27 protein-coding genes and 1 pseudogene are annotated in these 25590 nt (G+C 65.9%); 21 read left to right on the top strand and 7 right to left on the bottom strand.

Annotated elements, in window-relative coordinates:
- The first annotated feature begins 189 nt into the window (after positions 1–189).
- The 17 genes from PATSB16_RS14530 (at position 190) to PATSB16_RS14450 (ending at position 14947) form a co-directional block, all read left to right on the top strand.
- Positions 190–1029, top strand: coding sequence for an ABC transporter ATP-binding protein (locus PATSB16_RS14530; RefSeq protein WP_237170237.1), 840 nt, complete (start codon positions 190–192; stop codon positions 1027–1029).
- Between the two features lie 51 nt (positions 1030–1080).
- Positions 1081–1863 (top strand): ABC transporter permease, encoded by a 783-nt coding sequence (locus PATSB16_RS14525; protein ID WP_047214820.1) that lies wholly within the window; start codon positions 1081–1083, stop codon positions 1861–1863.
- A 17-nt stretch (positions 1864–1880) separates the two neighbouring features.
- On the top strand, positions 1881–2651 hold the full coding sequence (locus PATSB16_RS14520; RefSeq protein ID WP_047214819.1) for an SDR family oxidoreductase: 771 nt from the start codon (positions 1881–1883) through the stop codon (positions 2649–2651).
- A gap of 26 nt (positions 2652–2677) precedes the next feature.
- Positions 2678–3226, top strand: a complete 549-nt coding sequence (locus PATSB16_RS14515; protein ID WP_047214818.1) for a cupin domain-containing protein — start codon at positions 2678–2680, stop codon at positions 3224–3226.
- Between the two features lie 14 nt (positions 3227–3240).
- The gene (locus PATSB16_RS14510) at positions 3241–4182 is read left to right on the top strand and encodes an alpha/beta fold hydrolase (protein ID WP_083566791.1); all 942 of its coding nucleotides are present in this window, start codon (positions 3241–3243) and stop codon (positions 4180–4182) included.
- An 8-nt stretch (positions 4183–4190) separates the two neighbouring features.
- On the top strand, positions 4191–5045 hold the full coding sequence (locus tag PATSB16_RS14505) for an IclR family transcriptional regulator (protein ID WP_047214817.1): 855 nt from the start codon (positions 4191–4193) through the stop codon (positions 5043–5045).
- Positions 5042–5839, top strand: a complete 798-nt coding sequence (locus PATSB16_RS14500) for an SDR family oxidoreductase (protein WP_047214816.1) — start codon at positions 5042–5044, stop codon at positions 5837–5839. Before PATSB16_RS14505 ends, PATSB16_RS14500 begins: the two co-directional genes overlap by 4 nt.
- Positions 5832–7484, top strand: coding sequence for a thiamine pyrophosphate-binding protein (locus tag PATSB16_RS14495; RefSeq protein WP_047214815.1), 1653 nt, complete (start codon positions 5832–5834; stop codon positions 7482–7484). Before PATSB16_RS14500 ends, PATSB16_RS14495 begins: the two co-directional genes overlap by 8 nt.
- Positions 7477–8295 (top strand): aspartate dehydrogenase, encoded by an 819-nt coding sequence (locus PATSB16_RS14490; RefSeq protein WP_047214814.1) that lies wholly within the window; start codon positions 7477–7479, stop codon positions 8293–8295. Before PATSB16_RS14495 ends, PATSB16_RS14490 begins: the two co-directional genes overlap by 8 nt.
- Positions 8296–8319: 24 nt before the next feature.
- Entirely contained in the window at positions 8320–9816 is a 1497-nt protein-coding gene (locus PATSB16_RS14485) for an aldehyde dehydrogenase (RefSeq protein ID WP_047214813.1), read from the top strand.
- A 63-nt stretch (positions 9817–9879) separates the two neighbouring features.
- Entirely contained in the window at positions 9880–10899 is a 1020-nt protein-coding gene (locus PATSB16_RS14480; protein ID WP_047214812.1) for an ABC transporter substrate-binding protein, read from the top strand.
- Positions 10900–10915: 16 nt separating this feature from the next.
- A complete protein-coding gene (locus tag PATSB16_RS14475) occupies positions 10916–11242 on the top strand; it encodes a hypothetical protein (RefSeq protein WP_047214811.1) in 327 nt (108 codons plus the stop codon).
- Positions 11239–11457, top strand: a complete 219-nt coding sequence (locus tag PATSB16_RS14470) for a recombinase-like helix-turn-helix domain-containing protein (RefSeq protein ID WP_047214810.1) — start codon at positions 11239–11241, stop codon at positions 11455–11457. The genes PATSB16_RS14475 and PATSB16_RS14470 overlap by 4 nt, the downstream gene beginning before the upstream one ends.
- An 18-nt stretch (positions 11458–11475) precedes the next feature.
- Positions 11476–12498 (top strand): aromatic ring-hydroxylating oxygenase subunit alpha, encoded by a 1023-nt coding sequence (locus PATSB16_RS14465; RefSeq protein ID WP_047214809.1) that lies wholly within the window; start codon positions 11476–11478, stop codon positions 12496–12498.
- Positions 12495–12947, top strand: coding sequence for a RidA family protein (locus PATSB16_RS14460; protein WP_047214808.1), 453 nt, complete (start codon positions 12495–12497; stop codon positions 12945–12947). Before PATSB16_RS14465 ends, PATSB16_RS14460 begins: the two co-directional genes overlap by 4 nt.
- 43 nt (positions 12948–12990) lie before the next feature.
- Positions 12991–13956, top strand: a complete 966-nt coding sequence (locus tag PATSB16_RS14455; protein WP_047214807.1) for a PDR/VanB family oxidoreductase — start codon at positions 12991–12993, stop codon at positions 13954–13956.
- Between the two features lie 22 nt (positions 13957–13978).
- Positions 13979–14947: a VOC family protein gene (locus tag PATSB16_RS14450; RefSeq protein WP_047214806.1), complete on the top strand. Its 969-nt coding sequence runs from the start codon at positions 13979–13981 to the stop codon at positions 14945–14947.
- A gap of 25 nt (positions 14948–14972) precedes the next feature.
- Here the strand turns inward: PATSB16_RS14450 and PATSB16_RS14445 are convergent, their stop codons facing one another.
- The gene (locus PATSB16_RS14445) at positions 14973–15761 is read right to left on the bottom strand and encodes an IclR family transcriptional regulator (protein ID WP_047214805.1); all 789 of its coding nucleotides are present in this window, start codon (positions 15759–15761) and stop codon (positions 14973–14975) included.
- Positions 15762–15884: 123 nt separating this feature from the next.
- On the bottom strand, positions 15885–16787 hold the full coding sequence (locus tag PATSB16_RS14440) for a LysR substrate-binding domain-containing protein (RefSeq protein ID WP_047214804.1): 903 nt from the start codon (positions 16785–16787) through the stop codon (positions 15885–15887).
- A 170-nt stretch (positions 16788–16957) separates the two neighbouring features.
- Here PATSB16_RS14440 and PATSB16_RS14435 point away from each other — a divergent pair, with 170 nt between their 5' ends.
- Positions 16958–18133 carry a M20 aminoacylase family protein gene (locus PATSB16_RS14435; protein ID WP_047216610.1) on the top strand — a complete coding sequence of 392 codons (1176 nt, stop codon included), beginning with the start codon at positions 16958–16960 and terminating at the stop codon, positions 18131–18133.
- A 66-nt stretch (positions 18134–18199) separates the two neighbouring features.
- On the top strand, positions 18200–19495 hold the full coding sequence (locus tag PATSB16_RS14430; protein WP_047214803.1) for an MFS transporter: 1296 nt from the start codon (positions 18200–18202) through the stop codon (positions 19493–19495).
- 45 nt (positions 19496–19540) lie between these two features.
- On the opposite strand, the gene PATSB16_RS20905 is transcribed toward PATSB16_RS14430, so the two are convergent.
- From PATSB16_RS20905 to PATSB16_RS14415, 4 genes are all read right to left on the bottom strand, one after another.
- Positions 19541–19690: a hypothetical protein gene (locus tag PATSB16_RS20905; protein WP_156884762.1), complete on the bottom strand. Its 150-nt coding sequence runs from the start codon at positions 19688–19690 to the stop codon at positions 19541–19543.
- A gap of 70 nt (positions 19691–19760) precedes the next feature.
- Positions 19761–20747: an L-histidine N(alpha)-methyltransferase gene (gene egtD / locus PATSB16_RS14425; RefSeq protein WP_047214802.1), complete on the bottom strand. Its 987-nt coding sequence runs from the start codon at positions 20745–20747 to the stop codon at positions 19761–19763.
- Positions 20747–22045, bottom strand: coding sequence for an ergothioneine biosynthesis protein EgtB (egtB, locus tag PATSB16_RS14420; protein ID WP_083566790.1), 1299 nt, complete (start codon positions 22043–22045; stop codon positions 20747–20749). The genes egtD and egtB overlap by 1 nt, the downstream gene beginning before the upstream one ends.
- 157 nt (positions 22046–22202) lie before the next feature.
- Complete coding sequence (locus tag PATSB16_RS14415; RefSeq protein ID WP_047214800.1) at positions 22203–22406, bottom strand: hypothetical protein; 204 nt, start codon at positions 22404–22406, stop codon at positions 22203–22205.
- 805 nt (positions 22407–23211) lie between these two features.
- Between PATSB16_RS14415 and PATSB16_RS14410 the strand changes: the two genes are divergently transcribed.
- Together PATSB16_RS14410 and PATSB16_RS14405 are read left to right on the top strand one after the other, a co-directional pair.
- Positions 23212–24375, top strand: coding sequence for an MFS transporter (locus PATSB16_RS14410; protein ID WP_047214799.1), 1164 nt, complete (start codon positions 23212–23214; stop codon positions 24373–24375).
- A gap of 179 nt (positions 24376–24554) precedes the next feature.
- Positions 24555–25178, top strand: coding sequence for an LON peptidase substrate-binding domain-containing protein (locus tag PATSB16_RS14405; RefSeq protein ID WP_047214798.1), 624 nt, complete (start codon positions 24555–24557; stop codon positions 25176–25178).
- A 24-nt stretch (positions 25179–25202) separates the two neighbouring features.
- Here PATSB16_RS14405 and PATSB16_RS14400 read toward each other — a convergent pair.
- Positions 25203–25457 (bottom strand): annotated as a pseudogene (locus tag PATSB16_RS14400) (cupin domain-containing protein); the annotation flags it as partial.
- Positions 25458–25590 lie beyond the last annotated feature (133 nt).

Below are 25590 nucleotides of genomic sequence, written 5' to 3'. Positions count from 1 at the left end.
CGAAAAAAGCAAAGTCGGCCGTGTTTCTTCGTCCTATAATTGATTCATTGGTAAATTGATGTTCCAAATATGGAACATCAAGCAAACGGAGCGCAACGCTGTTTCCGCGCTCTGACCGGCGAATGCCGAATATCCCAGGGCTGATGGTGGAGTCTCATGTTCAGGTCAATCAAATTGCAAGAGTCAAGCGTGGGCACAAGTGAACTGTCGTTGCAGCGCGCTCAGAGTGGCGCGGCCGAGCCGCTTGCCTTCGCGATCGAATACCGAGGCGTGACGCGGCGCTTTCGCAACCGCCACGGCAAGGGCGAGATGACCGCCGTGACCAACGTGTCGCTGGGCATCAAGGCTGGCGAATTCGTCTCGCTGATCGGTCCCAGCGGCTGCGGCAAGAGCACGCTGCTCAATATGGGCGCGGGTCTGTACGCGCCCAGCGAAGGGCAGGTCATGGTCGGCGGCAAACCGGTGCGCGGCCCGAACCCGCACGTTGCCTTCATGCTGCAAAAAGATCTGCTGATGCCGTGGCGCACGATCCAGGCCAACATCGAACTGGGCATGCAGATTCGCGGCAAGTCCCGCGCCGAGCGCCAGAGCGTGGCACGCAGCCTGCTCGAGCGCTGCCACCTCAAGGGGTTCGAGGCGCACTACCCGCATCAGCTCTCCGGCGGCATGCGCCAGCGCGCGGCGCTGGCCCGCACGCTGGCCATCGAGCCCGACGTGCTGCTGATGGACGAGCCGTTTTCCGCGCTCGATGCGCAAACCAAGATGGTGCTGCAGCAAGACCTCGCGCAGATGCTCGCCTCCGAAGGCAAGACCGCGCTGATGATTACCCACGACCTGACCGAAGCGATCGCGCTGTCGGACCGCGTGTTCGTCATGAGCGACCGGCCCGGCACCATCATCGAAGAGATTGCCGTCGATCTGCCCGAGCGCGACAGCCCGCTGCAGCGGCGCAAGCTCGCCCGCATGAACGATTACGTCGCGCATCTGATGGACCTGCTGCACGTCGGCCGCGAGGACCATCTCGGCTGAATGGCCCGGCATCGGCCGCGACATTTCAAGACATTCTCGGAAAAAGCTCTCATGAAAGCCCTGACCAAAGCCCAACTCACCGCCGGCAGCATTTTGCTGCTGATCGCCTTCGCCGCGCTCTGGCAGTGGGGGCCGCAAATGCTGGGTGTACCGGCCTACGTGCTGCCCCGCCTGTCGGCCACGGTGAGCGAGGCAATCGACATGTTCCAGACCCAGAACCTGTGGATGAACATTGGCGTGACCGCGCTCGAAGTGGTGGCCGGCTTCGTCGTCGGGTCGCTGCTGGGCGTGGTGATCGGCGTCACGCTGGGCCTGTCGCCGTCGACCGAAGCGATGCTCTCGCCCTACATCCTGGCGCTGCAGATCGCGCCCAAGGTCGCGTTCGCGCCCCTGTTCGTGATGTGGATGGGCTACACCGTCTATCCGAAGATCCTGGTGGCCGTGCTGATCGTCTTCTTCCCGGTCATGATCAACGTGCTCAGTGCGGTGCGCTCGGTCGATCCCGACATGGTGAATCTGGTGCGCGCGCTCAGCGGACGTCGCTGGCAGGTGTTCCGCTTCGTCGAATTTCCGTCGGCCATGCAGGCGCTTTTCTCGGGCTTGCGCATTGCCTCCACGCTGGCCGTGATCGGTGTCACGGTGGGCGAGCTGGTCGGTGGCGATCGCGGCCTGGGCTATCTGCTGACCTACGGCGAAGGCCAGGGCAACACCGCGATGGTGTTTGTCTCGATCGCCGGCCTCACGCTCATCGGCATCGTTGCCTACGCCGCAGTGGTGCTGCTCGAACGCCGCGTGCTGCACTACGTGCCACGCGCCGCGATGAACATGGTTTGAGACGCACGGAGCGCATCATGAGCCAACCCATTACCGCATCGTCGCTGCACGGCCGCAAAGTCCTGATCACCGGTGCCGCGCGCGGCCTGGGCGAGAGCTTCGCGCGCGCCGCGGCGGCCGCCGGCGCGCACGTCACGATCGCCGACATTCTCGTCGAGCCGGGCCAGGCGCTGGCCCAGGCATTGCGTGCGCAAGGCGCAAGCGCCGAGTTCGTGCCGCTCGATCTGGCCGACCCGGCGTCGGTCGAGCGCGCCGCGCAAACCGCCGCCGAACGGATGGGCGGCATCGATGCGCTGATCAACAACGGCGCCATCACCAACTCCGGCGGCAAGCTGGCCACCGAATTGTCGCTCGATGCCTGGGACGCCGTGATGGATGTCAACGTGCGCGGCACCTGGCTGATGACCGTGGCGGCCTTGCCGAGCCTGCGCCAGTCGTCCTGCGCCAGTGTCGTCAATATCGCCTCCGATACCGCCCTGTGGGGCGCGCCGCGCCTGCTCGCCTACGTCGCCAGCAAGGGCGCGGTGATCGCCATGACCCGCTCGCTGGCGCGCGAGCTTGGCGAGCACGGCATCACCGTCAACGCCGTCGCGCCCGGACTGGTCGAGGTCGAGGCCACCGCCTATGTGCCGGCCGCACGGCACCAGCAATACCTGCAGGGACGTGCCCTGCAACGCGCGCAGGTGCCCGACGACGTGACCGGGCCAGTGATGTTTCTGCTCTCGGATGCGGCCCGCTTCGTCACGGGCCAGGTGCTGCCGGTCAACGGCGGCTTTGTCATGAACTGATCGCTTACCCGTTAAAGGAGTGCACTATGGCTGAAGCCGATTTCCCCACCCCGTCCACCGATCCCGCGGCCGCCAGCTGGGCGCCGGCGCCGGGCACCAGCTTCGAGCAATGGCTGGAGTCGCGCGTGGCGCGCCTCGAAACCCGCCGCTACGACTGGGACGCCCTGAAGTTCCAGGCCGACTTCGATCCCAAGTACCGGCGCGCCCAAATGCGCTATGTCGGCACTGGCGGCACGGGCGTGGCCAAGGACGTGAACACCGTGCCGGCCGGGCACTTCACCTTTTCGACCATGGTGATTCCGGCGGGCAACATCGGGCCGATGCACATCCATAACGATGTCGAGGAAATCTTCTTCGTGCTGCGCGGCAAGGTCAAAGTGATTTGCGAGAAAGACGGCCAGACCTGGGAAACCGTGCTCAAGGACCGCGACCTGATTTCCGTGCCGCCGGGTGTCTACCGCAGCGAAGTCAACATCGGCGACGAAGACGTGCTGATGTGCGTGATGCTGGGTTCGGCCAAGCCGGTCACGCCCACCTATCCGCCCGACTCGCCGCTGGCCAAGATCAAGCGCTAAGGCCAGGACCCGCCATGCATTCGACCGCCAACGACGCGCCTTTGTCGCCGCCCCCGAGCGCCTCGTCCGCCACGCCGGACCTGCTGGCGAGCGCGCCGGCGGCCCTGCTCGAGCGGCTGGCCGCGTTCCCGGCGCGCCGCGTGAGCACGCGCGTCGGCGTGATCGGCTACCGCGAAGCCGGCGCATCGACGGCGGGCACGCCGTTGGTGCTGCTGCACGGCATCGGGTCGGGCGCGCCGTCGTGGCTGGCCCAGCTCGAAGCGCTCGGCGCCGCGCATCGCGTGCTGGCTTGGGACGCTCCCGGTTATGGCGAGTCGGCGCCGCTGGCCGCGCGAGAACCGGTCGCGGCCGACTATGCCGATGCGCTGGCGGCGTGGCTCGATGCGCTGGCGATCGAACGTGTGCTGCTGGTTGGACACTCGCTCGGCGCGGTGATGGCCGGTGCCTTCGCGCGCGTGGCGCCGCAGCGCGTAAGCGGTTTGCTGCTGTGTTCGCCCGCGGCCGGCTACGGCGCCGCCTCGGCCGAGCAACGCGCGGCCAAGCGCGACGCGCGCCTGGCTCTGCTCGAATCGCTCGGCCCGGCCGGCCTGGCGGCCCAGCGCAGCGCCAATCTGCTGGCGCCGCACGCCGAGCCCGGTGCACGCGCCTGGGTCCAATGGAACATGGCGCGCATCGTCCCCGACGGTTACCGGCAAGCCACGCATCTGCTCGCGCAAGCCGATCTGGCTGCCGATCTGACGGACTACGCCGGACCGGTCGAGGTCGTCGTGGGCGCTGCCGATGCGATAACCCCGCCCGCCGCTTGCGAGCCGATCGCGGCGGCCGCGCGCGTGCCGCTGCAACGCATCGAGGGCGCGGGCCATGCCTGCTATATCGAAACACCGTCGTCGCTGAACGCATTGATCGAAGCGCTCAGCCGGCGGGCCAACGCAAGCGCCAGCGCTTCAAAGTCATGAACAGCCCAATGGACAATCAAGACAAGGCAGACGCCGCCGAGTCCCGTTACTCGGTGCCGGGGCTCGAGCGCGGACTGAAGATTCTCACCGAGTTCACCCCGCGCGAGCCGGTGCTGGGCGCGCCGGAGCTCTCGCGTCGTCTCGGCATTCCCCGCACGACCGTCTTCCGGCTGCTGCAGACGCTCGAGTCGATGGGCTTTCTCGAACGTGCCGGCGGCGACAAGAATTTCCGTCTGGGCGTGGCGGTGCTGCGCCTGGGCTTCGAATACCTGAGCTCGCTCGAGCTGACCGACCACGGCATTCCGGTGCTGGAGAAGCTGCGCGACGCGACCGGCTTCACCAGCCACATCGTGATCCGCGACGGACGCGACATCGTGTTTGTCGCCAAGGCGCAAAGCGTGGCGCCGGTGTTCAGCTCGATCAAGGTCAATGTCGGCACGCGGCTGCCGGCGCACGCCACCGTGCACGGGCACGTGCTGATGGGCGACCTGACGCTCGACGAACTCATGCGGCTGTATCCGGAGGGACGCCTGGAGAAATTCACCGCGCAAACCCCGGCCACCGTGCACGACCTGTACGAGCGGGTGCGCGAGGATGCCGCACGCGGCTACGCGGTGAGTTCGTCGTCGTTCGAGCGCGGCATCTCGGTGGTCAGCGCACCGGTGCGCAGCGATCTCGGGCGCATTGTCGCGGCCGTGACGGTCACCATCCCGCGCGCCGAAATCGATCAACCGCTGCTCGACAGCGATTTGGTGGGGCAGGTCAGGCAAGCGGCCGCCGATCTGTCGCGTCGCTTGAACTACCGGCCGGCGCCAGCGGCTCAGGCACCGTCGCCGGCACGTGAATCACTGGAAATCAAATGATGAAGATAGACCTCAGCGGGCGGGTGGCCGTAGTCACGGGGGGCTCCTCCGGGATCGGGTTGGCCAGCGCCGAGATGTTTCTTGCGGCCGGCGCCTCGGTAGCCGTCTGCGGGCGCGACACCGAGCGTCTGGCCACGGCCGAAGCGAGGCTGCGCGAGCGGCACCCGGATGCGCAACTGCTTGCCGTGCGTTGCGACGTGCTTGCCGCCGATGACGTCGCGTCATTCGCCGAGCAGGTGCGGGAACGCTTCGGCCGGGTCGACATGCTGATCAACAACGCAGGTCAGGGCCGCGTCTCCAAATTCGCCGACACCACCGACGACGCATGGCGCGAGGAGCTCGAGCTCAAGTACTTCAGCATCATCCGGCCCACGCGCGCGTTCTTGCCGATGCTGCGCGCGGCCGCCCCGGCGGCCATCGTCTGCGTCAATTCGCTGCTGGCGCTGCAGCCGGAGCCGCATATGGTGGCGACCTCCTCGGCGCGCGCCGGCGTGCAGAACCTGGTGCGTTCGATGGCCACCGAATTCGCGCCCGACGGGATTCGCGTCAACGCGATCCTGATCGGTCTGGTCGAGTCCGGCCAGTGGCGCCGGCGCTTTGCCGCGCAGGCCGCGCCAGGGCAAAGCTGGGAGGACTGGACGCAGGAGCTCGCGCACAAGAAAGGGATTCAGCTGGGTCGGCTCGGCCGCCCCGAAGAAGCCGCGTCGGCCATATTTTTTCTGGCAACCGCCTTGTCCTCGTACACGACGGGCAGCCATCTCGATGTTTCTGGAGGCTTAGCAAGACATGTCTAAACAAACCACCGTGGGCGAACTGATCGCGGCGTTTCTCGAGCAGTGCGGCGTGAAAACCGCGTTCGGCGTGATCTCGATCCACAACATGCCGATCCTCGACGCGATTGCCCGGCGCAATCGCATCCGCTATGTCGGTGCGCGTGGCGAAGCCGGCGCCGTCAACATGGCCGATGGCCTGGCGCGTGTCTCCGGCGGCCTCGGCGTGGCCTTTACCAGTACCGGCACGGCCGCCGGCAACGCCGCCGGCGCGATGGTCGAGGCCCTCACCGCAGGCACGCCGCTGCTGCATATCACCGGGCAAATCGAAACCGAATATCTCGATCGCGACCTGGCCTATATCCATGAGGCCCCGGACCAATTGACCATGCTCACCGCCGTGTCGAAGGCGGCGTACCGCGTGCGTTCGGCCGACACCGTGCTGGCCACCCTGCGCGAGGCGGTGCGCGTCGCGCAAAGCGCGCCCAGCGGCCCGGTCAGCGTGGAGATCCCGATCGACATTCAGGCCGCCGCGATCGACTGGCCGGAGGACATTGGCGCGCCGCACGTCGGCATTGGCAGCCACGACGACGCGCGGGTCGCGCGCCTGGCCGATGCGCTGGCCGGCGCACGCCGTCCGCTGCTGTGGCTGGGCGGCGGTGCGCGCGGCGCCGGCGCCGCGGTACAGCGCTTGCTTGATATGGGTTTTGGCGTGGTGACCAGCGTCCAGGGGCGCGGCATCGTGCCGGAAGACCATCGCGCCACGCTCGGCGCCTTCAACGTGCATCCGGCGGCCGAGGCCTTCTACAAGACCTGCGACGCGCTGCTGGTGGTGGGCTCGCGCCTGCGCGGCAACGAGACGCTCAAATACAAGCTCAAGTTGCCGAGCCCGCTGTACCGCATCGACGCCGATGCGCTGGCCGACAATCGCGGCTACCCGAACGAGCTGTTCGTCCATGGCGACGCCAGCGCGGTGCTCAATGCGCTGGCCGACAAGCTGGCCGGGCGCATCGCGATCGATCCGGCCTTCCTGCCCGACCTGGCCGCCACCCGCGAGCGTGCAGTCCAGCAGGTCGCCGAAGGGCTCGGGCCGTATCGTCATCTGGTCGAGGCGCTGCAGCGGGCGGTCGGGCGCGACTACAACTGGGTGCGCGACGTCACCATCTCCAACAGCACCTGGGGCAATCGTCTGCTCAAGATTTTCTCGCCGCGCGCCGGCGTTCACGCCTTGGGCGGCGGCATCGGCCAGGGCCTGCAGATGGGCATCGGCGCGGCGCTGGCCGGGGCCGCGCAAAAGACCGTCTGCCTGGTGGGCGACGGCGGCCTGATGGTCAATGTCGGTGAGCTGGCCACGGCGGTGCAGGAGCGCGCCAACCTGCTGGTGATTTTGATGAACGACAAATGCTACGGCGTGATCCGCAATATCCAGGACGCCCAATACGGCGGGCGTCGCTGCTACGTCGACCTGCACCAACCGGAGTTTGCGGCGTTTTGCGCGAGCCTGGGCATGCGCCACGAAAAGATCGATGCGATCGACCAGGCCGAAGCCGCCATCGCGCGCGGGCTGGCTCATGACGGCCCGGTGCTGCTCGAAGTCGACATGCTCTCGGTGGGCCAGTTCGCCGCGCAATTCGCCGGCCCGCCGGTACGGGAGCCGGCCCATGCATAACGCCGCCGCTCATCCGGTCGACGTCGCGCTGATCGGCTTTGGCGCCATCGGCTCGATGGTCTATCACGAGTTCGAACACGATCAGACCCTGCACGTGGGGCACGTCATCGTGCCCGAGCGCGATGCCGAGCGGGTGCGCCACAGCGTACAGCCCGGCGTCGAGGTGATCACCTCCACCGCGCAACTCGGCGGGCGGCCCGACTATGTGCTCGAATGCGCCGGTCACAGCGCGTTGGCCGGCCACGTGGTGCCGCTGCTCAAGGCCGGCGTCGATTGCGCGGTGGCCTCGATCGGCGCGCTGTCGGATGTCGCGTTGCTCGATGCGCTCGAGCAGGCCGCGCGCGAAGGCGGTGCCACGCTCACGCTGCTGTCCGGCGCGATCGGCGGCATCGACGCGCTGGCCGCGGCCCGGCAAGGCGGGCTCGACGAGGTCGTCTATACGGGCCGCAAGCCGCCGCTGGGCTGGCAGGGCACGCCAGCGGAGTCGGTGGTCGATCTCGCCTCGCTGCGCGATGCCACGGTGATTTTCGAAGGCAGCGCGCGCGACGCCGCGCGCCTGTACCCGAAGAACGCCAATGTGGCCGCCACGGTGGCGCTGGCCGGACTCGGGCTCGATCGCACCCGCGTGCGGCTGATCGCCGATCCGGCGGTCACCCGCAATGTGCACCACATCCATGCACGCGGCGCGTTCGGCGACATGTCGCTGGAAATGGCGGGCAAGCCGTTGCCCGACAACCCCAAGACTTCCGCATTGACCGCATTCAGCGCGATTCGCGCGCTGCGCAATCGCGTCGCGCGCTGCGTGATCTGAAAGTCGATACGTCAGGCCTACATCATGAGTGCAAACGATTTGTTGAATAACTTCTCCAGCGACATTCTGGTCGGTGGCCAGTGGCGCGCCGGGCGCGGCGCGCGCTACGCCAGCCTGTATCCGGCCGACGAAAGCGTCAACGCCGAAATCGCCGCGGCCGACGCGAGCGACGCGGCCGAGGCGGTGGAGGCGGCCGATGCCGCGTGGCGCCGCGCCGACTGGTCGGGCCTCAAGCCGCATCAGCGCGCCGCGGTGCTGCATCGTATCGCCGACCTGATTCAGGCGCGCGCCGAGCCGCTCGCGCATTTGCAGCGGCGCGACAACGGCAAGCCGATCAGCGAGACGCGCGCGCTGGTGGCCAGTGCCGCCGGCACGTTCCGCTATTTCGCGGCGTGTCTGGAGACGCTCGAAGAAAATCTCACGCCGCAGCGCGGCGACTACCTGAGCATGAGTGTGCACGAGCCGCTGGGCGTGATCGCGGCGATCACGCCGTGGAATTCGCCGATCGCCTCCGACGCGCAAAAGCTGGCACCCGCGCTGGCCGCCGGCAACGCGGTGGTGCTCAAGCCGGCTGAAGTCACGCCGCTGGTGTCGCTCGAACTCGGCCGTATTTGCCTGGAGGCCGGCGTGCCGCCGGGCGTGCTCAGCGTACTGCCGGGCAAGGGTTCGATCATCGGCGACGCACTGGTGCGCCACCCCAAGGTCAAGAAGGTTGCATTCACCGGCGGCACCGAAGTCGGGCGCGGCATCGCGCGCCTGGCCGCCGACAAGCTCATGCCGGTGTCGCTCGAATTGGGCGGCAAGTCGCCCACCATGGTATTCGCCGACGCCGATCTCGATCATGCGGTGGCCGGCGTGCTGTACGGCATTTTCAGCTCGTCGGGCGAGTCGTGCATCGCCGGTTCGCGCCTGTTCGTTCATACCTCCGTGCACGACGCGTTCGTCGAACGGCTGGTCGCCGGCGCGCGCGCGCTGCGCGTGGGCGACCCGCTGCGCGAGGATACCCAGATGGGGCCGCTGGTCACCGGGGCTCACCGCGCCTCGATCGAGCGCTACGTCGAGCTCGGCCTGGCCGAGGGCGGGCGCCTGTTGTGCGGCGGGGCGCGGCCGGCCGGCGAGGGGCGCGACAAGGGTTATTTCTATCTGCCGACGATTCTCGCGGGCCTGAACAACGAAGCGCGCATGTGCCGCGAGGAGATTTTCGGTCCGGTGCTGGCCGTGATGGCGTTCGACGACGAAGCCGACCTGCTGCGCCAGGCCAACGACAGCGTCTACGGCCTGGCCGCCGGCATCTGGACGCGCGACTACAAGCGCGCCTGGCGCGTGGCCCGTGCGCTCGAGACCGGCACGGTCTGGATCAATACGTACAAGCAGTTTTCGATTTCCACCCCTTTCGGCGGCTGGAAGGAAAGCGGGGTGGGGCGCGAGAAAGGCCGTCTGGGCCTGCTCGAATACACCCAGCAGAAAAGCCTGTATTGGGGCCTGAACGAGGCGCCGCTGCCTTGGGCCGCGGGCGCATGAAGCTGTTACCCACGGCGACGGGGGAGTCGCCAGGCAATTTCTCTTACCTTGAGCGAGGAGTCCATGTCTTCAAAATTCTCTGAATCCGTCCGGCATTTTTCCGCGCGCATGTCGCGCCGCCTGGCGATGGCCGGCGTGCTGGGCGCGGCCGCGCTGGCCGCTGCCGGCACCGCGCGCGCGCAAACGCAGCAGATCACGTTTTTGCTGCCGGCACCGGCCAATATGATCGCCTTCGCGCCGCTGATGCTGGCCGACAAGCAGGGCTATTATGCAAAAGAAGGCCTGTCGGTGCGCTTCATTACCGTGCAGGGCGGCGCCGAAGTCGGCAAGCAACTGGCCGCCGGCAACGGCGACCTGGGCGATGGCCTGGGCGATACCCCGATCATCCTGCGCCAGAACGGCATTCCGATCAAAGGCGTGGCGTTGTTGGGCGGGCGCACGCTGCACCAATTGGTCACCCGCGCCGATGCCAATATCAAGACGCCGGCCGATCTCAAGGGCAAGACGATTACCGTGCTCGCTTATCAGGACACCTCGTTCTACGCGACGCTCGCCGTGCTGGCCAGCGCCGGCCTGAGCCGTAACGACGTGCACATCCAGGCGGCCGGCCCGGCGGGCGTGTGGCAGCAGGTTGCCGCCGGCAAGGCGCAGGCATTGGTGGGCGTGCCCGAGTGGGGCTTCGACGTGCAAAATGCCGGAACCAAGGTCGTCATGACTTCGACCGACAAGTATTTCCCGGGCATGGCCCAGGCGATCCTGGCCTCCGACAAGACCATCGCCGAGCGCCCGGCGATGGTTGGCAAATTCGTGCATGCGACGCTGACGGCGTTGGCCGAGATCATGAAGGACCCGGCTGCCGCGGCAAAAGCCTATGTGGCCGCGGTGCCGTCCTACAAGGGGCACGAGGCCGAAGTGCAGAAGGTGTTGACCTACTACGCCACCGACGTCTATCCGGGTCAGAAAACGCTCGGCGCGTTCGATCCGGCGCGCGTCGAGAAGCTGCAGGACTTTTACGTCAAGGAAAAAGTCGTGAGCAAAAAGACTGACGTGAAGGACTTGTTCACCAATCAGTTCGTCAAATAAGCACGGAGCCCGCGCCATGGCAAGCGACCCCTCGACGATGCTGCTAACGGTTTTCCTGAAGCACGATCAGTCGAACAATCTCGACGCGTTTCAGTCGCGCCTGAAGGCCGCCGACTGGTGGGAGCGGTTTCCGCCCGAAGGCGCGCGCGTGGTGTCGTGGACCGTGGCGATGGGGTTTGGCCAGATCGTCACGCTGGAATTGCCGCCGGCCCTGCTGCCGGTGGTCAACCTCGAGCTGGAGCGCTCGGCCTGGGGTGTGTTTCGCACCGAATGTTATCCCACCTATGATTTTGTCCCGGTGCGCGAGCGGATTCGCGAACGGGTTCGCAATGGAGGTCAATGATGGAACGTTATCTCGAGCCGCATCAGGCGCGGCTGCGTCCGCCGACGCAATATGAAAGCCTGCTGGGCGATTCGATCGAGCGGGCATTTGCCCAGGGCATCGTCGAATTGCCTGGTCTGATCGCTTATCTGAATCAGGCCGGTCCCGGACCGCAGGTCGGCACCGCATGGACCGAGCAGAATTTTTGCCAGGAAATGGCCCGTCTGGGTCAATAGGCCGCCGCGGAGAGTTTCATGAAAACGAATCAACAGCAAGATGTGACCGATGCCGTCCTGGAACGCGGTCTGGTGAATTTGTGGTACCCGATCTGCCCGTCGAATTTGGTCGGTCATGAGCCGGTGTCGTTGCAGCGGCTGGGCCGCAAGATGGTCTTCTGGCGCGACCAGGAAGGCCAGGTTCGCGCGCTCGAGGACCATTGTCCGCATCGCGGCGCGCCGCTGTCCAAGGGCGTGGTGCTGGGCGATCGCATCCAGTGCGGCTATCACGGCGTGCAGGTGCGCTGCGATGGCGTGGTGACCAGCGTGCCGGGCAGTCCCGGTTGCAAGCTCGAAGGCTCGCGCGCGGGGCTCGGCTTTCACGTGCGGGAGCAGGCCGGCGTGATCTTTCTCTACAACGCCACCACGAATATCGATACGCCGCCGCCGCTGAATCTGCCCGAGGAGCTGACCGGCGACGCGTATTCGTCGTTCATCTGCTACACGGAGTGGAAGGGCGACTACCGCTACGTGCTCGACAATGTGATGGATCCGATGCACGGCACGTACCTGCACAAGCAGTCGCATTCGATGGCCGCCGGCCAGACTACCGCGAATTTCCGCATCCGCGACACCGAGCACGGCTTTATCTTCGAGAAAGAAGGGCAGCGCGACGTCAACTTCGACTGGACCGAGTGGGCCGACACCGGCATCCACTGGATGCGCCTGGAGATCCCCTATCCGAAGACCGGCGGCCCGGGCGGCAACTTCATCATCATCGGCAGCTATACGCCGATCGCCCCGAATCTGGCCGCGGTGTTCCATTGGCGTTGCCGCAAGGTCAGCGGCTGGCAGCGCGACGTGTGGCGCTTCCTGTATCGCAACCGCCTCGAAGCGCGCCATTGGGCGGTGCTCGAGCAGGACCGCGAGATTCTCGAGAATATGGAGCCCGACGCCAACCAGTACGAGCACCTGTATCAGCATGACATGGGGATCGTGCGCCTGCGGCGGCATCTGCGCAATCTGGCCAAGGCTGAACTCGAGCGGTCGGAAAAAGCATGAGCGCCAGTCACGATGCCGCGCGCGGCGCGGTGCGCATCCGTTGCGCGAGCGTGCCCGAGGCGCCCACGGCGACGTGGAGCAACGGCATCGTGGCGGGCAACGATATCGTGCTGTCGGGCATGACCGCTCATCCGGCTTCGCGCGATGCGGCGAGCCCATTGTCGGCGTATGAGCAAACGCTGCTGGTGCTCGGCAAAGTCAAGGCGCTGGTCGAGGCCGGCGGCGGCACGCTGGCCAACGTCTATCGCCTGGTGGTGTACGTCACCGACATCGCCGACAAGGACGAGGTGGGGCGGGCGCGGCAGGAATTTTTCGCCGGCATCGTGGGGCAGGGTGGCGCTTACCCCTGCTCGACGCTGGTACAGGTCAGTGGCCTGGTGTTTCCGGAGCTGCGCGTGGAGATCGACGCATTCGCGCGCCGCGACATCGATATGACTCGGCTGGGCTGAGCGCGTCGCGCGGCCCGCAAGACGGTAGAAGGCAGGACGTAACATGAGCAGTGCAAATAATCTGTCGGCAATGATCCGCACGCTGCGCTACGAGGCGCGCGGCATCATGAGCGTGGAACTGGTGCCGACCGAAGGCGGCAGCTTCCCGCCGTTCGAGCCCGGCGCGCATATCGACCTGCACCTGTCGAGCGGGCTGGTGCGCAGCTATTCGCTGGTGAATTCACCCGGCGAGCGCGATCGTTACGTGCTGGGCATCCTGGCCGACCCGAAAAGCCGCGGCGGCTCGCGCTTCATTCACGATAATTTCCGCGTCGGCATGACCGTGCAGATCGCACCGCCGCGCAACAACTTCGCGCTGGTCGAGGACGCCCCCCATACCGTGCTGATCGCCGGCGGTATCGGCATCACGCCGATCCTTTGCATGTATCGCCGGCTGAGCGAACTCGGGCGCAGCGTGGAGATGCTCTATTGCGCGCGCCATGCCGCGCAGGCGGCGTTTGTCGACGAGCTGCATGCGCTCGGCGGCAAGCTGACCTGCCATTTCGACGAGGCGCATGACGATCGTCCGGCCGATCTCGCCGCTTACCTGGCAGGCAAGCCGGCCGGCACGCATGCCTATTGCTGCGGCCCGGCGGTGATGCTTGGCGCATTCGAGCAGGCGTGCGAGGCCGCTGGCATCGCCCACGTACACCTCGAACGCTTCGCTCCGGCGCCCGATGCCGCGCCCCCCGCGGCGGCCGCCAGCGGCTACACGGTGGAACTCGCCAGGAGCGGCAAGAGCGTTCGCGTCGAGCCCGGCGCGACCCTGCTCGACAGCTTGCTTGCGGCGGGTGCCGACGTCCAGACCAGCTGCCTGGAAGGCATTTGCGGCACCTGCGAGACGCGCGTGCTCGAAGGGTGCCCCGATCACCGCGACTCGGTACTCAGTGCAGCGGAGCGCGCCACCAACAAAGTAATGATGATCTGCGTATCGGGCTGCAAGGGCGAGCGCCTGGTGCTCGACCTCTGACTGCCTGCCTGGAAATAACACAATGACGATTCTCGGTATTGAACAAATCACCTACGGCGTGACGGATCTCGACACCTGCTGCCGTTTCCTGCGCGACTGGGGCCTCAAGGAGCTCACGCGCGACGCGCACGGCGCGCGCTTCGAGACGCTCAACGGCTGCCGCGTGGTGCTGGCCGCGCATGACGATCCGTCGTTGCCGCCGGCCATGGAAGAAGGCCCGACGCTGCGCGAAGTGACCTGGGGCGTGGCCAGCGCGGCTGAGCTCGACGATCTGCGGCCGCGCCTGGCGCAGCAACCGGGCTTCTATGCACGCGACGGCGCGCTCGGTTGCATCGATCCGAACGGCCTGGCGATCCGCATCGAGGCGAGCCGCAAGCGCGAACTCGACGTGAGGGGCTCGCCGTCCAACGCATGGGGCCAGGCCGCGCGCATCGACCAGCCCAGCCCGATCTACGAGCGCGCCGAGCCGATCGAGGTCGGGCACGTGGTGTTCTTCACCAATGCGCTGGCCCAGACCGAGCGCTTCTACCGCGAGGCGCTGGGCTTCGAGCTGTCCGACCGTTATCCGGAGCGCGGCGCGTTCATGCGTTGCGCGCCGCACGGCGGGCACCACGACCTGTTCCTGCTGCAATTGCCCAACGGCAAGCGCGGCCTGAATCACGTCGCCTTCACGGTGCGCGACATCCACGAGGTATTTGGCGGCGGCCTGCACATCGACCGCTGCGGCTGGCAAACGCAGCTGGGGCCGGGGCGCCATCCGATCTCATCGGCTTACTTCTGGTATTTCAAGAATCCGTGCGGCGCGCTGATCGAGTATTACGCCGACGAAGACATCCTGACGCCGGCCTGGCAGCCGCGCGACTTCGAGCCGGGCCCGACCGTATTCGCCGAATGGGCGGTCGACGGCGGGCTCGACGGCGTGACGCGCCGGCAGAAGAACGCCGGGCAGGCGCCCGGCGGCAAATTCATGACCGATACCGACAAGCGCTGAACGGCCTGGCAGGCCGGCGGCGGTATCAGGCCGGCGCCTGCCGGTAATTGAGCTTGTAGGACAGTTCATTGGCCGCGGCAACGACCTGGCTGACCAGATCGTTGTCCTGCGCCCGGTCCTCGAGTTGCGGGCGCGGCACCGTGACGCTGATTGCCGCGACGATTTTGTTGCGGTGATCCCGTACCGGCGCGACCACCGTGGAAATGCCGTACTCGAAAAACGACTGGCTGGTCGCATAGCCGCGCGCCGCATACTCCTGCACGCGTGCGAAGAGCGCCTCGATGGTCTCGGGGGTATGGTCGGTGTAGCGCTTGAGCGGGCCTTGCGGATACAGCTTGTGCAATGCCGCCAGATCGCAATCGCCCAACAGCACCTGGCCGATCACCGTGGCATGCGCCGGCAGGCGGGTGCCGATGCTCACCGCGCTGAACACCGGATCGCGGCTGGCGGCCTTGGCGACGAAGACCGCGTCTTGCCGATCCAGAATGATGATGTGGCTCGAATAGCCGGTCGCGTCGCGCAATCTCTCGATGATCGGATTGCCCAGGTCGGTCAGCTCCAGCGAGTTCAGATATTCGAAACCCAGCCGCAGCACCGATACGCCCAGCCGGTAATTGCGATCGCCGCTGGCGGCGCGCTCGATAAAGCCGAGCGATTCGAGCGTCTGCAGCAGGCGGAATACCGTCGAGCGAGGCACGTCGAGCCGGCGCGACAACTCGGCCCCGTTGAGCACGGGCTCCTGTTTGGAAAATTCCATCAGGATCCTGAGCCCGCGTTCGAGGCCGGGTACCGCATATTTATTGTCTTCGCTCATGACATCACTGGGGTCTTGCTGACGTGAAGGTGGCGCCAGCCCTGCGAAGGGGCCGATCCTGCGCAGGGATTATGCCTTAAATCGGTGCGCGTCCGGCCGCCCGGCGCACGCCAGTGCGGCCGATCAACCCGGAAAGCGCGTGCGGCCGGCTTGCATCAGGCATGCCGCCAGATAGGCCGCGGCCGGCGTCAGCGGCACGTCGGCGCGACGCACCAGACTGATCTCGGTGCTCAGGCTCGGCAGCCGCGCCGGCACGGCGACGATGCCGGTGCATTCGGGCAGCGCCAGCAAGGGTTCGGGGAACAGGCTCAGCAAATCGGTATTGCGCACCAGCGCGACCGCCGTGCTGTATGACTCGCACACGAGGATCCGCTCGGGCGGCGCGACGCCGCTGGTCGCGAATACTTGCTGGATCAGCCCGCCGTGCCCCTCCTGCAGACGGCTGCTCAGCGCCCATTCCTGCGCGGCCAAGGCGGCCGGCGACGGATCGGCCAGCACCGGGTGGCCGGCCCGCGCGGCTATCGCCTGCTGGGCGTGGAAGCAGGACTCGGTGACGAAATCGTTGCCCAGAGACACATTGCTTTGCACCGTCATGGCGAAGTCGAGCGTGCCGTTGCGCACCCCCGGCACGACGATCGGCGCAAGGCCTTCGACCAGACGCAGCGCGACGTTGCGATAGCGCTGACGGAATGCCTTGAGCGCGTCCGGCAGCACCGTCAGGACAACCGCCGGTGTCAGGCCGATTGCCACGCTGCCCGTATCGATGCCTTGCGACTGATTCAATTCATCGCGCGCCTGCTGCATTTGCCGCACGATCAGCCGGGCGCGCATCAACAGCCGCTGCCCATCCTGGGTCAGCTGGATGCCGCGTGCATTGCGCGCGATCAGCGGCAAGCCGGCGTCGTCTTCCAGTTCGCGCAGCGCCTTGGTCACGGCGGCCTGCGACAGAAACAGCGCGCGCGCCGCGGCGCGGATGCTGCCGTGCTCGGCGGCGCTGACGAAGGCGCGCAACTGGTGATATTTCATGCGGGCTCCTGGCCGTAATCGGGGGGTGGGCGGCGGCGCGGTTGGATCGACCGAATGACAACCAATGGTGTTCGGTACCCGAAAATATTGTCTTCCGGTAGTCTCAGAGTCACTCTACCATCGTCTGATAAGACTTCCTATTCAGACTATTCCAGGAGACGCCGTTGGCCCTGCACGATCCCTCCCCATTGGATGCCATTGCCGCCTTTGCCGACGACATCGTTACGTTGCGGCATCAGATTCACCAGCACCCCGAACTCGGATTCGAGGAGTATCAGACCAGCGACCTGGTCGCCGACCGGCTGCTGTCGTGGGGGTACGAGCTCACACGCGATATCGGCGGCACCGGGCTGGTGGCCACGCTGCGCGTGGGCGACGGCCAGCGTCGCCTGGGCCTGCGTGCCGACATGGATGCCTTGCCGATCCAGGAGCAAACCGGACTGCCATATGCCAGCGTGCATGCCGGCAAGATGCACGCCTGCGGCCACGACGGACATACCGCGATGCTGTTGGGCGCGGCACGCTATCTGGCTGCCACCCGGCGTTTCTCGGGTACGTTGAATCTGATTTTCCAGCCCGCCGAGGAAGGTTTGGCGGGCGCCAAGCGCATGCTCGACGATGGCCTGTTCGAGCGCTTTCCCTGCGACGCGATTTTCGCCATGCACAACATGCCCGGGTTCGCCGAGCGCAAGCTGGTGTTTCACGCCGGCGCATTCATGGCGTCGTCCGATCGGGCCAGCATCACGCTGCACGGCAAGGGCGGGCATGGCGCCGAGCCGCACAAGGCGATCGACCCGGTGGTGGCCGCCGCCAGCATCGTGCTCGGACTGCAGACCATCGTCGCGCGCAACGTCGATGCGCAGCACCCGGCGGTCATCACGGTGGGTTCGATCAAATCGGGCGAAGTCGCCAACGTGGTGCCGCAAAGCGCGCAGATGGAATTGAGCATCCGCGCCCTGGACGCCGGCGTGCGCGATTTGCTGGAGGCGCGCATTCGCGCGCTGGTGGAGGCCCAGGCGCAGAGTTTCGGGCTGCGCGCCGAGATCGATTACTGGCGGGGGTACCCGGTGCTGGTCAACGATGCCGGGCAGACCGAATTCGCGCAACGCGTCGGCGAGGAACTGGTCGGTAGCGAGAACGTGATCGCCGACGCCCGGCCGCTGATGGGCAGCGAGGACTTCGCCTACCTGCTGCAGCATTGCCCGGGCAGTTATCTGCTGATTGGCAATGGCGCGGGCGAGCAGGTATGCACGGTACACAATCCGGGCTATGACTTCAACGATCGATGCATCGTGACTGGCGCCGCGTATTGGGCGCTGTTGACGGAGCGCTTCCTGGCCGCCTGACGGGCCAGCGCTCGAGCCGGCTGGCCGCGCAGGCCTGACAAACAGAATTCACAAAGAGGAGACACCATGGACATTTCGATCACGCCGCAGGCCGTGACGCAACCTCGCGCAATGTCGCGCGCCAAGGTCATTTTTGCAGTGACGCTGGGCAACGGCATGGAGTTTTTCGACTTCACCGTGTACAGCTTTTTCGCGGTGCTGATCGGCAAGCTGTTTTTCCCGGTACACGATCCGCTCGGGCAATTGCTGCTCTCGGTGGGCACCTTCGGCGCGGGCTTCATCACGCGCCCGCTGGGCGGCGTGATGCTCGGCGCCTATGCCGACCGGGCCGGCCGCAAGGCGGCGATGACACTGACGATTTTCCTGATGGCGCTGAGCACGGGCCTGATCGGCCTGACGCCGACCTATGCGCAGATCGGCCTGGCCGCGCCCGCGCTGATCGTGCTGGCGCGCTTGCTGCAGGGTTTTTCGGCCGGCGGCGAAGTCGGCGCGTCGACGACCTTGCTGGTGGAGTACGCGAGCGCCCGCACGCGCGGCTTCTACGGCAGTTGGCAACTGGCGAGCCAGGGCGCTGCGGCGCTGTTCGGCGCTTTGCTGGCAACGCTGCTGTCGGCGGCGCTGCCGGTCGAGTCGCTGGAGAGTTGGGGCTGGCGCCTGCCGTTCCTGCTGGGGATTCTGGTCGCTCCGCTGGGCGCATTCATTCGTCGCCGCCTGGGCGAAACGCATACGCCGCGTGCGGCCGAGGCGCCGCACGGCTCGGTGCGTGAAGTGCTCGGCCGGCATCGCACCATCACGCTGCTGGGTATCGTGCTGACCGTCGGCGGCACGGTGGCCAACTACATCGTGCTGTTCTACATCCCGACCTACGCGATCCGCATCCTCGGCATGTCGATGAAAGTAGCGATGCTCGCCGGCGTGATGGCGGGTCTGATCACCTTCGTGTCGTCGCCATTGTTCGGCGCATGGTCCGACCGCTGGGGACGCAAGCCGCTGATTCTGTGGTCGCGCCTGGCGATCATCGCGTTGATCTATCCGGCCTTCTGGCTGCTGCACGGCTGGCCGAGCGTCGGCATGCTGCTGGCGGTGGTGGCCGTGATGTCGCTGCTCAATGCGATGAGCGGGGTGCCGACCATCGTGATCATGCCGGAGCTGTTTCCCAAAGCCGTGCGCGCAACCGGCATGGCGATCGTCTACAGCGTCGGCGTGGCGCTGTTCGGCGGCTTCGCGCAGTTCATCGTGACCTGGCTGATCAAGGTCACCGGCGACCCGCTGTCACCCTCGTGGTACGTGATCGGCTGCGGCGCAGCGTCGCTGCTGGCGCTATGGCCGATTCGCGAATTCGCCGGGCGCGAACTCGATTAAGGCGTTACGGCCGGTCGCTATGGCGATTCCGGCCGGTGAAGCCGGTCAGCGCGGCAGGCGGTTGCTGTGCGAGCCGGCTTTGTAGTTGTCGGCCACGATCTCGTAGGTGCGCGCGTGCGCATCCCACATCTCGGCCAACAGGCGGCCAAGTTTGGCAAAAATCGAGGAAGAGGCGGTCATCGTTTGGGTGGTCATGAGAAAGCTCCTAAGGGTTTTCCCGAATGATACGGCCACCATTGTTGCGCCGCAACATAGCAGCAACGAATTACGCTGTTTCCGAGACAATATTGCTCAAAAGATGCACGCTGAAGCGTCCAGCCGGGTCCTGCCATACCGCTTGGGGGTGCCAGCCGGCCGAGGCGGCCAGCGCCTGGAATTCCGGGACCGAATATTTGTAGGAATTCTCGGTGTGGATCGTCTCGTCCGCCTCGAAAGAGAAACGGTGCCCGAGCAGATTGACGATCTGCTTGCGCTGGCTGACCAGATGCATCTCGATGCGTCCCAGCCTGTCGTGGTAGCGCGCTTCGTGGCGGAACGCGTTCACATCGAAATCGGCGCCCAGCTCCAGGTTGATGCGATGCAGCAGATTCAGGTTGAACTCGGCTGTGATGCCCCGGCTGTCGTTATAGGCGGGCACCAATACCGCGGGATCCTTGGTGGCGTCGACGCCGATCACCATGCGCCGGTTGTGCCCCAGTAGTCTGGCGGCATGCTGCAAGAAGCGCACCGCCTCGGCGGGCGTGAAATTGCCGATGGTCGAACCCGGGAAAAAACCGAGGCGCGGGTGCGGCGTGCCGCTGACCTGCGGCGGCAGGTGGAACGGCTGCGTAAAGTCGGCTACCACCGGCAATACCGTCAGTTCGGGGAAATCCGCGGCGAGCGCGCTGGCCGATGCGCGCAAGAAGTCTTCCGCGATATCGACCGGCACATAGGCATGCGGCTCGCGCAGCGCGCGTAACAGCAGCGGCGTCTTGCGGCTCGAGCCGCTACCCAGCTCGACGACCACCGCGCCGGGCGCGATCGCCTCGGCCAGCAATGGCGCACAGGCCTGCAGAATGCCGATTTCGGTGCGGGTCGGGTAGTACTCGTCGAGTTGGGTGATTTCCTCGAAAAGCTCCGAACCGCGCTGATCGTAGAGCCACGCACAGGGGATGATCTTCTGCGAGCGCCCGAGGCCTTCGAGCGTGGCGCTGGCAAAGGCGTCTTGCGGCAGCGACGGACAGGCATATGCGGATAATGGGTTCGATGACACTAGCGGTCCTCCGCCAGACGCAGACCGGTGAATTGCCAGCGCTGGTGTGGGTAGAAAAAATTCCGGTAGGTGGCGCGGATGTGACCGGCCGGCGTGACGCAGGAGCCGCCGCGCAGCACGAACTGGCCGCACATGAACTTGCCGTTGTACTCGCCGACGGCACCCGCGGCGGGGCGAAAGCCGGGATACGACATGTAGGGGCTGGCGGTCCATTCCCAGACGCTGCCGAACATCTGCCGCAGCCGCGCCGCCGACGCGTTGGCGCCCGATAGCGGGTCGAGCCAGAGGCTGTCGGCGAAATGGCCGTGCGTCGCAGTGCCGCGCGCGGCGACTTCCCATTCGAATTCGGTCGGCAGGCGCTTGCCGGCCCAGCGAGCAAATGCATCCGCTTCGAAATAGCTGACGTGACTGACCGGCGCGTGCGCATCGAGCGGGTGCATGCCATGCAGGGTCATGCGCCACCACCGGTCGTCGCGACGCTCCCAGTAAAGGGGTGCCTCCCACGCCTCGCGCTGGACGGTTTGCCATCCGTCCGAGAGCCACAGCGCTGGATTGCGATAGCCGCCGTCATCGATGAAAGCGCACCATTGCGCATTGGTAACCGGCTGCGCGGCCAGCGCGAAATCGCGTAGCAAAACGTCGTGACTCGGTCCCTCGCAATCGAATGCGAAGCCATTGCCGTCGTGGCCGACAGTGAAGCGCCCACCGTTCACTGCCACCCAGTCGTGCAAATCGCCAAGCACCGGCGCGGCTGTCGCAGGCTGCGCCGGGTTGGCCGCGCGGTAGACCGGGCGCAGCGGATTTTGCGCGAACAGATGCAGCACGTCGGTGAGCATCAGCTCCTGATGCTGCTGCTCATGGTGCAAGCCCAGGTCGATCAGCGCGAGGGTCGCGTCGTCCTGCGCGGCCTCGATCAGAAAAGCCATGGCGTCATCGACGTGCGCGCGATACGCCAACACCTCTGGCAGTGTCGGACGGGTCAGCAGGCCGCGAAGCGGGCGAGGGTGCCGCGGACCGGCCGCTTCGTAGTACGAGTTGAAAAGAAAGGCGAAATCGGCGGAGAACGGTGAATAATTCGGACTGCATGGAATCAGCAGAAAGGTTTCGAAAAACCATGTGGTGTGAGCCAGATGCCACTTGAGCGGGCTGGCGTCATCCATCGACTGCACTGTCATGTCCGCCTCTGTCAATCCGGCGCAGAGGTCGATCGAGGCGCGCCGGACGACGGCAAAGCGCTGCGCCAGCATGGATGTTCCAGGATCCGCGGTGTCCTGCAGGGCGGCGTGAACTGCGCTCATAGGTTCTCCCGGGCTGCGATCGCTTGGATCGGTAGATGGGGATTGCGACACTGTGCCGGCCGAACCTGCGCGAACCGGCGTGTCGCGCAAGATTTATCTTAACGACGTCACCGCGTCGGGACAAGTAACATTGCGATGCGCATGGCGGTGCGCGCGCTCAGGACTGCCCATTGCCGGAATTCGCGTGCAGCTCCTGCTCGATGCGCACCACCTCCTGCGCGACCAGGCCGATCGCATTGCGAACTTCCATCAGCGCCGTATAGAGCTCCTGCGACGCCTCGGGAAAGCGGATGGCGACGCCACGCGCGGCGGACTCGATAGCGTCCAGGGAATGAGCGATTCGGTCGAGATTTTCCAGCATCGTCAACTCTCCAATAGAGATCGCGGGGCCATGCTTCCAGACATGATACACGCCCACCGTGACAACCGCTGGCAGCGGGTGTCGGCGCAATGGTAGAATGCTGTCCCCCGTGCCGGGGTGATGAAATTGGTAAACATAGCGGACTTAAATACTTGAGTGCCCGCCCGGAAACGGGCGGTGCAGAACCCTTCAAATTCGGCGAAACCCCTGGCCCCGGGCCGAGGCAACGCCGAGCCAAGCCCGGCGCGCAAGCGGCGGGAAGGTGTAGAGACTAGACGGGGGGCGCCTAAAGCACACGCCAAGGCGAAGGCATAGTCCAGCGCACGAACAGCCCAGCTGGCGTCGAAAGACGCAGTGTGAAGAAAATCCGCCGCCTTCGGGCTTGCCGGTTCGAGTCCGGTCCCCGGCACCATCCCTTGTTCGGCAAAGAACAAGAAAAACCTGTAAAAGCGCGCGAACGTCCGGATTTAAAAGGGGCTTGGCCGTGTCGGCGCGCTCCTGATTGCCTTCATGAACCCGCATATCTTCATCCCTGACGCGAGTTGCCAATGCGTCATCTCGTCTTGCGACGCCATCGCCAAACATGCCGAGCGTGCCGTATGACCCGTTCCGGCGACTTCACCGATTCGTGGTACCGGTCGTGCGGCAAGACGGGTATTGACGCGCACTGCCGTCCTGCCGAGGCCCGACACGACGGAATCGAACGGCATTCGCGCGCCTTTTCCGTTGCATGGGGAGGTGCCGCATGACAATCCGTTATGCGAGCAGATTACTCGAGCGAGTGAGGGAATCGGAGACGACCCCCTTGCTGACGGCCACCGGCGCGTTCCGCGCGACGCAGAACATGGCGCAGACCACGCTCTCGCTGCTGGGCGTGTCCCTGGGACTCGGCAGCGCGGCGATCGGGGCGATCGCGGCCGGTGCCAACCTGGTTGCCGTGCTCACCATGCTGCTGATCACCGCGCATCTGAGCACCAGTGCCGCACAGCGGGCGGTCTACGTGGGCCTGCTCTTCATGACCGCCTCGCTCGTGAGCTTTCTCATCCCGGCCCAGTTCATGCTCCTGGTCGGCGCGCTGCTTCTGGGTGTCGCGGGCGGCCTTGTGCTGCCGAGCGCGGCCACTGCCATCGGCCAGCGTGCGTCGAACCAGGGCGACCGAACCCACGCGACTCGCGGGCGCGCCTTTGCCACGTTGGCGCTGGTGCTCTCGATCAGTCTTACGCTTGGCCCGATCTACGAGTCTGTTGTCCTGTCAGCCGCGCATGAGCACCTGTCGGCGGCGTATCTGGCGTTTCTGCCGATCGCGTTGATCGGTGCCAGGGTGACACGCCAAAGCCAGGCAACGACCGACGCGGCGCCTGCGGCGCCGGCCTCGTTCTGGGCATCGATGGCGGGCCTCGGGTCGCTGTTTCGCAACCAGAAGTGGTGCCTTGCCGTATGCGGCCAGGCGGTTTACATGGTTCCCTTCTCGCTGGTCGTCGTTTTCATCGGCCTGATCGGCAAGTCCCTGTATCACATCCCCGCTTCGACCACCGAGGTGGGCATTGCAATCTTCTTCACGGTCTCGTTCCTCTGCCGCGTTGCACTGACGCGTTGGCCTGCCGTCGGACATCGCTTGAGATTGTTCGGTGTGTGCGTCGCGGCCACGCTGTGCGGCATCGGTCTCCTGGCGTTCGGTCACGGCATCGGTCTTTTCATGTTTGCGCTGGCAATTCTCGGCGCGCCGCACGGATTGACCTACCCGGTCGCCCTCGCGCTGGTCGCGGACGCGGTGCCGATCGAGGAGCTGCCGCGTGCGAACGCGGGCTTTCAGGCCGTGAGCAACCTAATCACGGTGGCCGCACCGCTTGCCTTCGGCCTGGTGATCGACCAATTCGGCGATCGGGCGGTGCTGCTGTGCGCAGCCATTCCCATCCTGCCGCTGGCCGGCTTGCTGTGGGTGCTGCGCGATGCTGGCCGGGTCCACTGAATCGCGGCATCAAGATCGGCGGGGCCTTTCACTGCATCTGCCGATGCTTTTGACGTGCCCGGCCGCAGAGCTTCTGTCTGCAATGCGCGGTCACCGGCCCGTGCGCCGGCGCGACAATCTCCGAGACGCAATCGGCAACACGCTGTTGTAGCGCCCCGCGGCTGTGTCATCATGGCGGCATGTCGCTGCCGCCACCCATCCCGCTGTTTCCGTTGAGCAATGCGCTGTTTCCATCCGGCGTATTGCATTTGCGCATTTTCGAAGTGCGCTATCTCGATATGATCCGCCGATGCCTGGCCGAGGGGACGGAGTTCGGCGTCGTGATACTGCTCGAGGGCAATGAGGTGCGCCAGCCGGGCAAGACCGAGCTGCTTGGGTCGGTCGGTACGATGGCCCGGATCGAATCCTGCGAGGCACCGATGCCGGCACTCCTGGAGCTGACTTGTGTCGGCACGACACGTTTTCGGCTGAGATCGACCGAGCCAGGCAAATACGGCTTGTGGCAGGGGCAGTGCGTGACGCTCGAAGACGATCCTGTCGTGCCGGTTCCAGCGGCGCTGCAGGGCAGTGCCGACGCACTGGGGCGGCTTATCGCGCGTCTGCAGAAGCAGGCGGTGCCCATCGAGCAGATGCCGATAGCCGCGCCGTTTCGGCTCGACGAGTGTGGCTGGGTCGCCAACCGCTGGAGCGAGTTGCTGGCGCTGCCGCCAGACCTGAAACAAACGCTGCTGAGCCAGGATGATCCGAAGCTGCGCCTCGCGCAGGTGCATGCGTTGTTGGTCGAGCGCGGGTTGCTCGACTGATCAGGCGCCATCGCCAGGAGCGTTCTAGCGGCGCACCAGCGCCACGACATAAACGCACGGGTCGGAGCCCGGATTGAAGAAAGTGCAATCCGTTGGCGGGCCGAGCTGCAGGCAGTCGCCAGTCTCCAGGCGATGAGCTTGCGATCCCTCCTCGAAAATCAGCGTTCCTTGGCGCACCCAGATCTGCTGGTGCTGAAAGGCAAACGCCGTGGCCGGATACGGGATTCTCACCTGCGCTGGCAAAACGACTTCCAGCAATTCGAGTATGCCGCCGGTGGGCGTGGCCGAGCCTGAATCGATCGGCACGCTGCTGACCGTGCAAACCTGCGCCGGCTTTTTGCTGACCACGGTGAGTATTCAACTGGTGCCGGCGGTCGTGACCAAGTTCGGCTGGCAAGGCGGCTTCGGCATG

It is taken from the genome of Pandoraea thiooxydans, assembly GCF_001931675.1.
In the GTDB taxonomy this organism is placed as follows: domain Bacteria; phylum Pseudomonadota; class Gammaproteobacteria; order Burkholderiales; family Burkholderiaceae; genus Pandoraea; species Pandoraea thiooxydans.
Note: the sequence above shows the minus strand (reverse complement) of the source record. Positions and strands in the feature narration are given on the sequence as shown.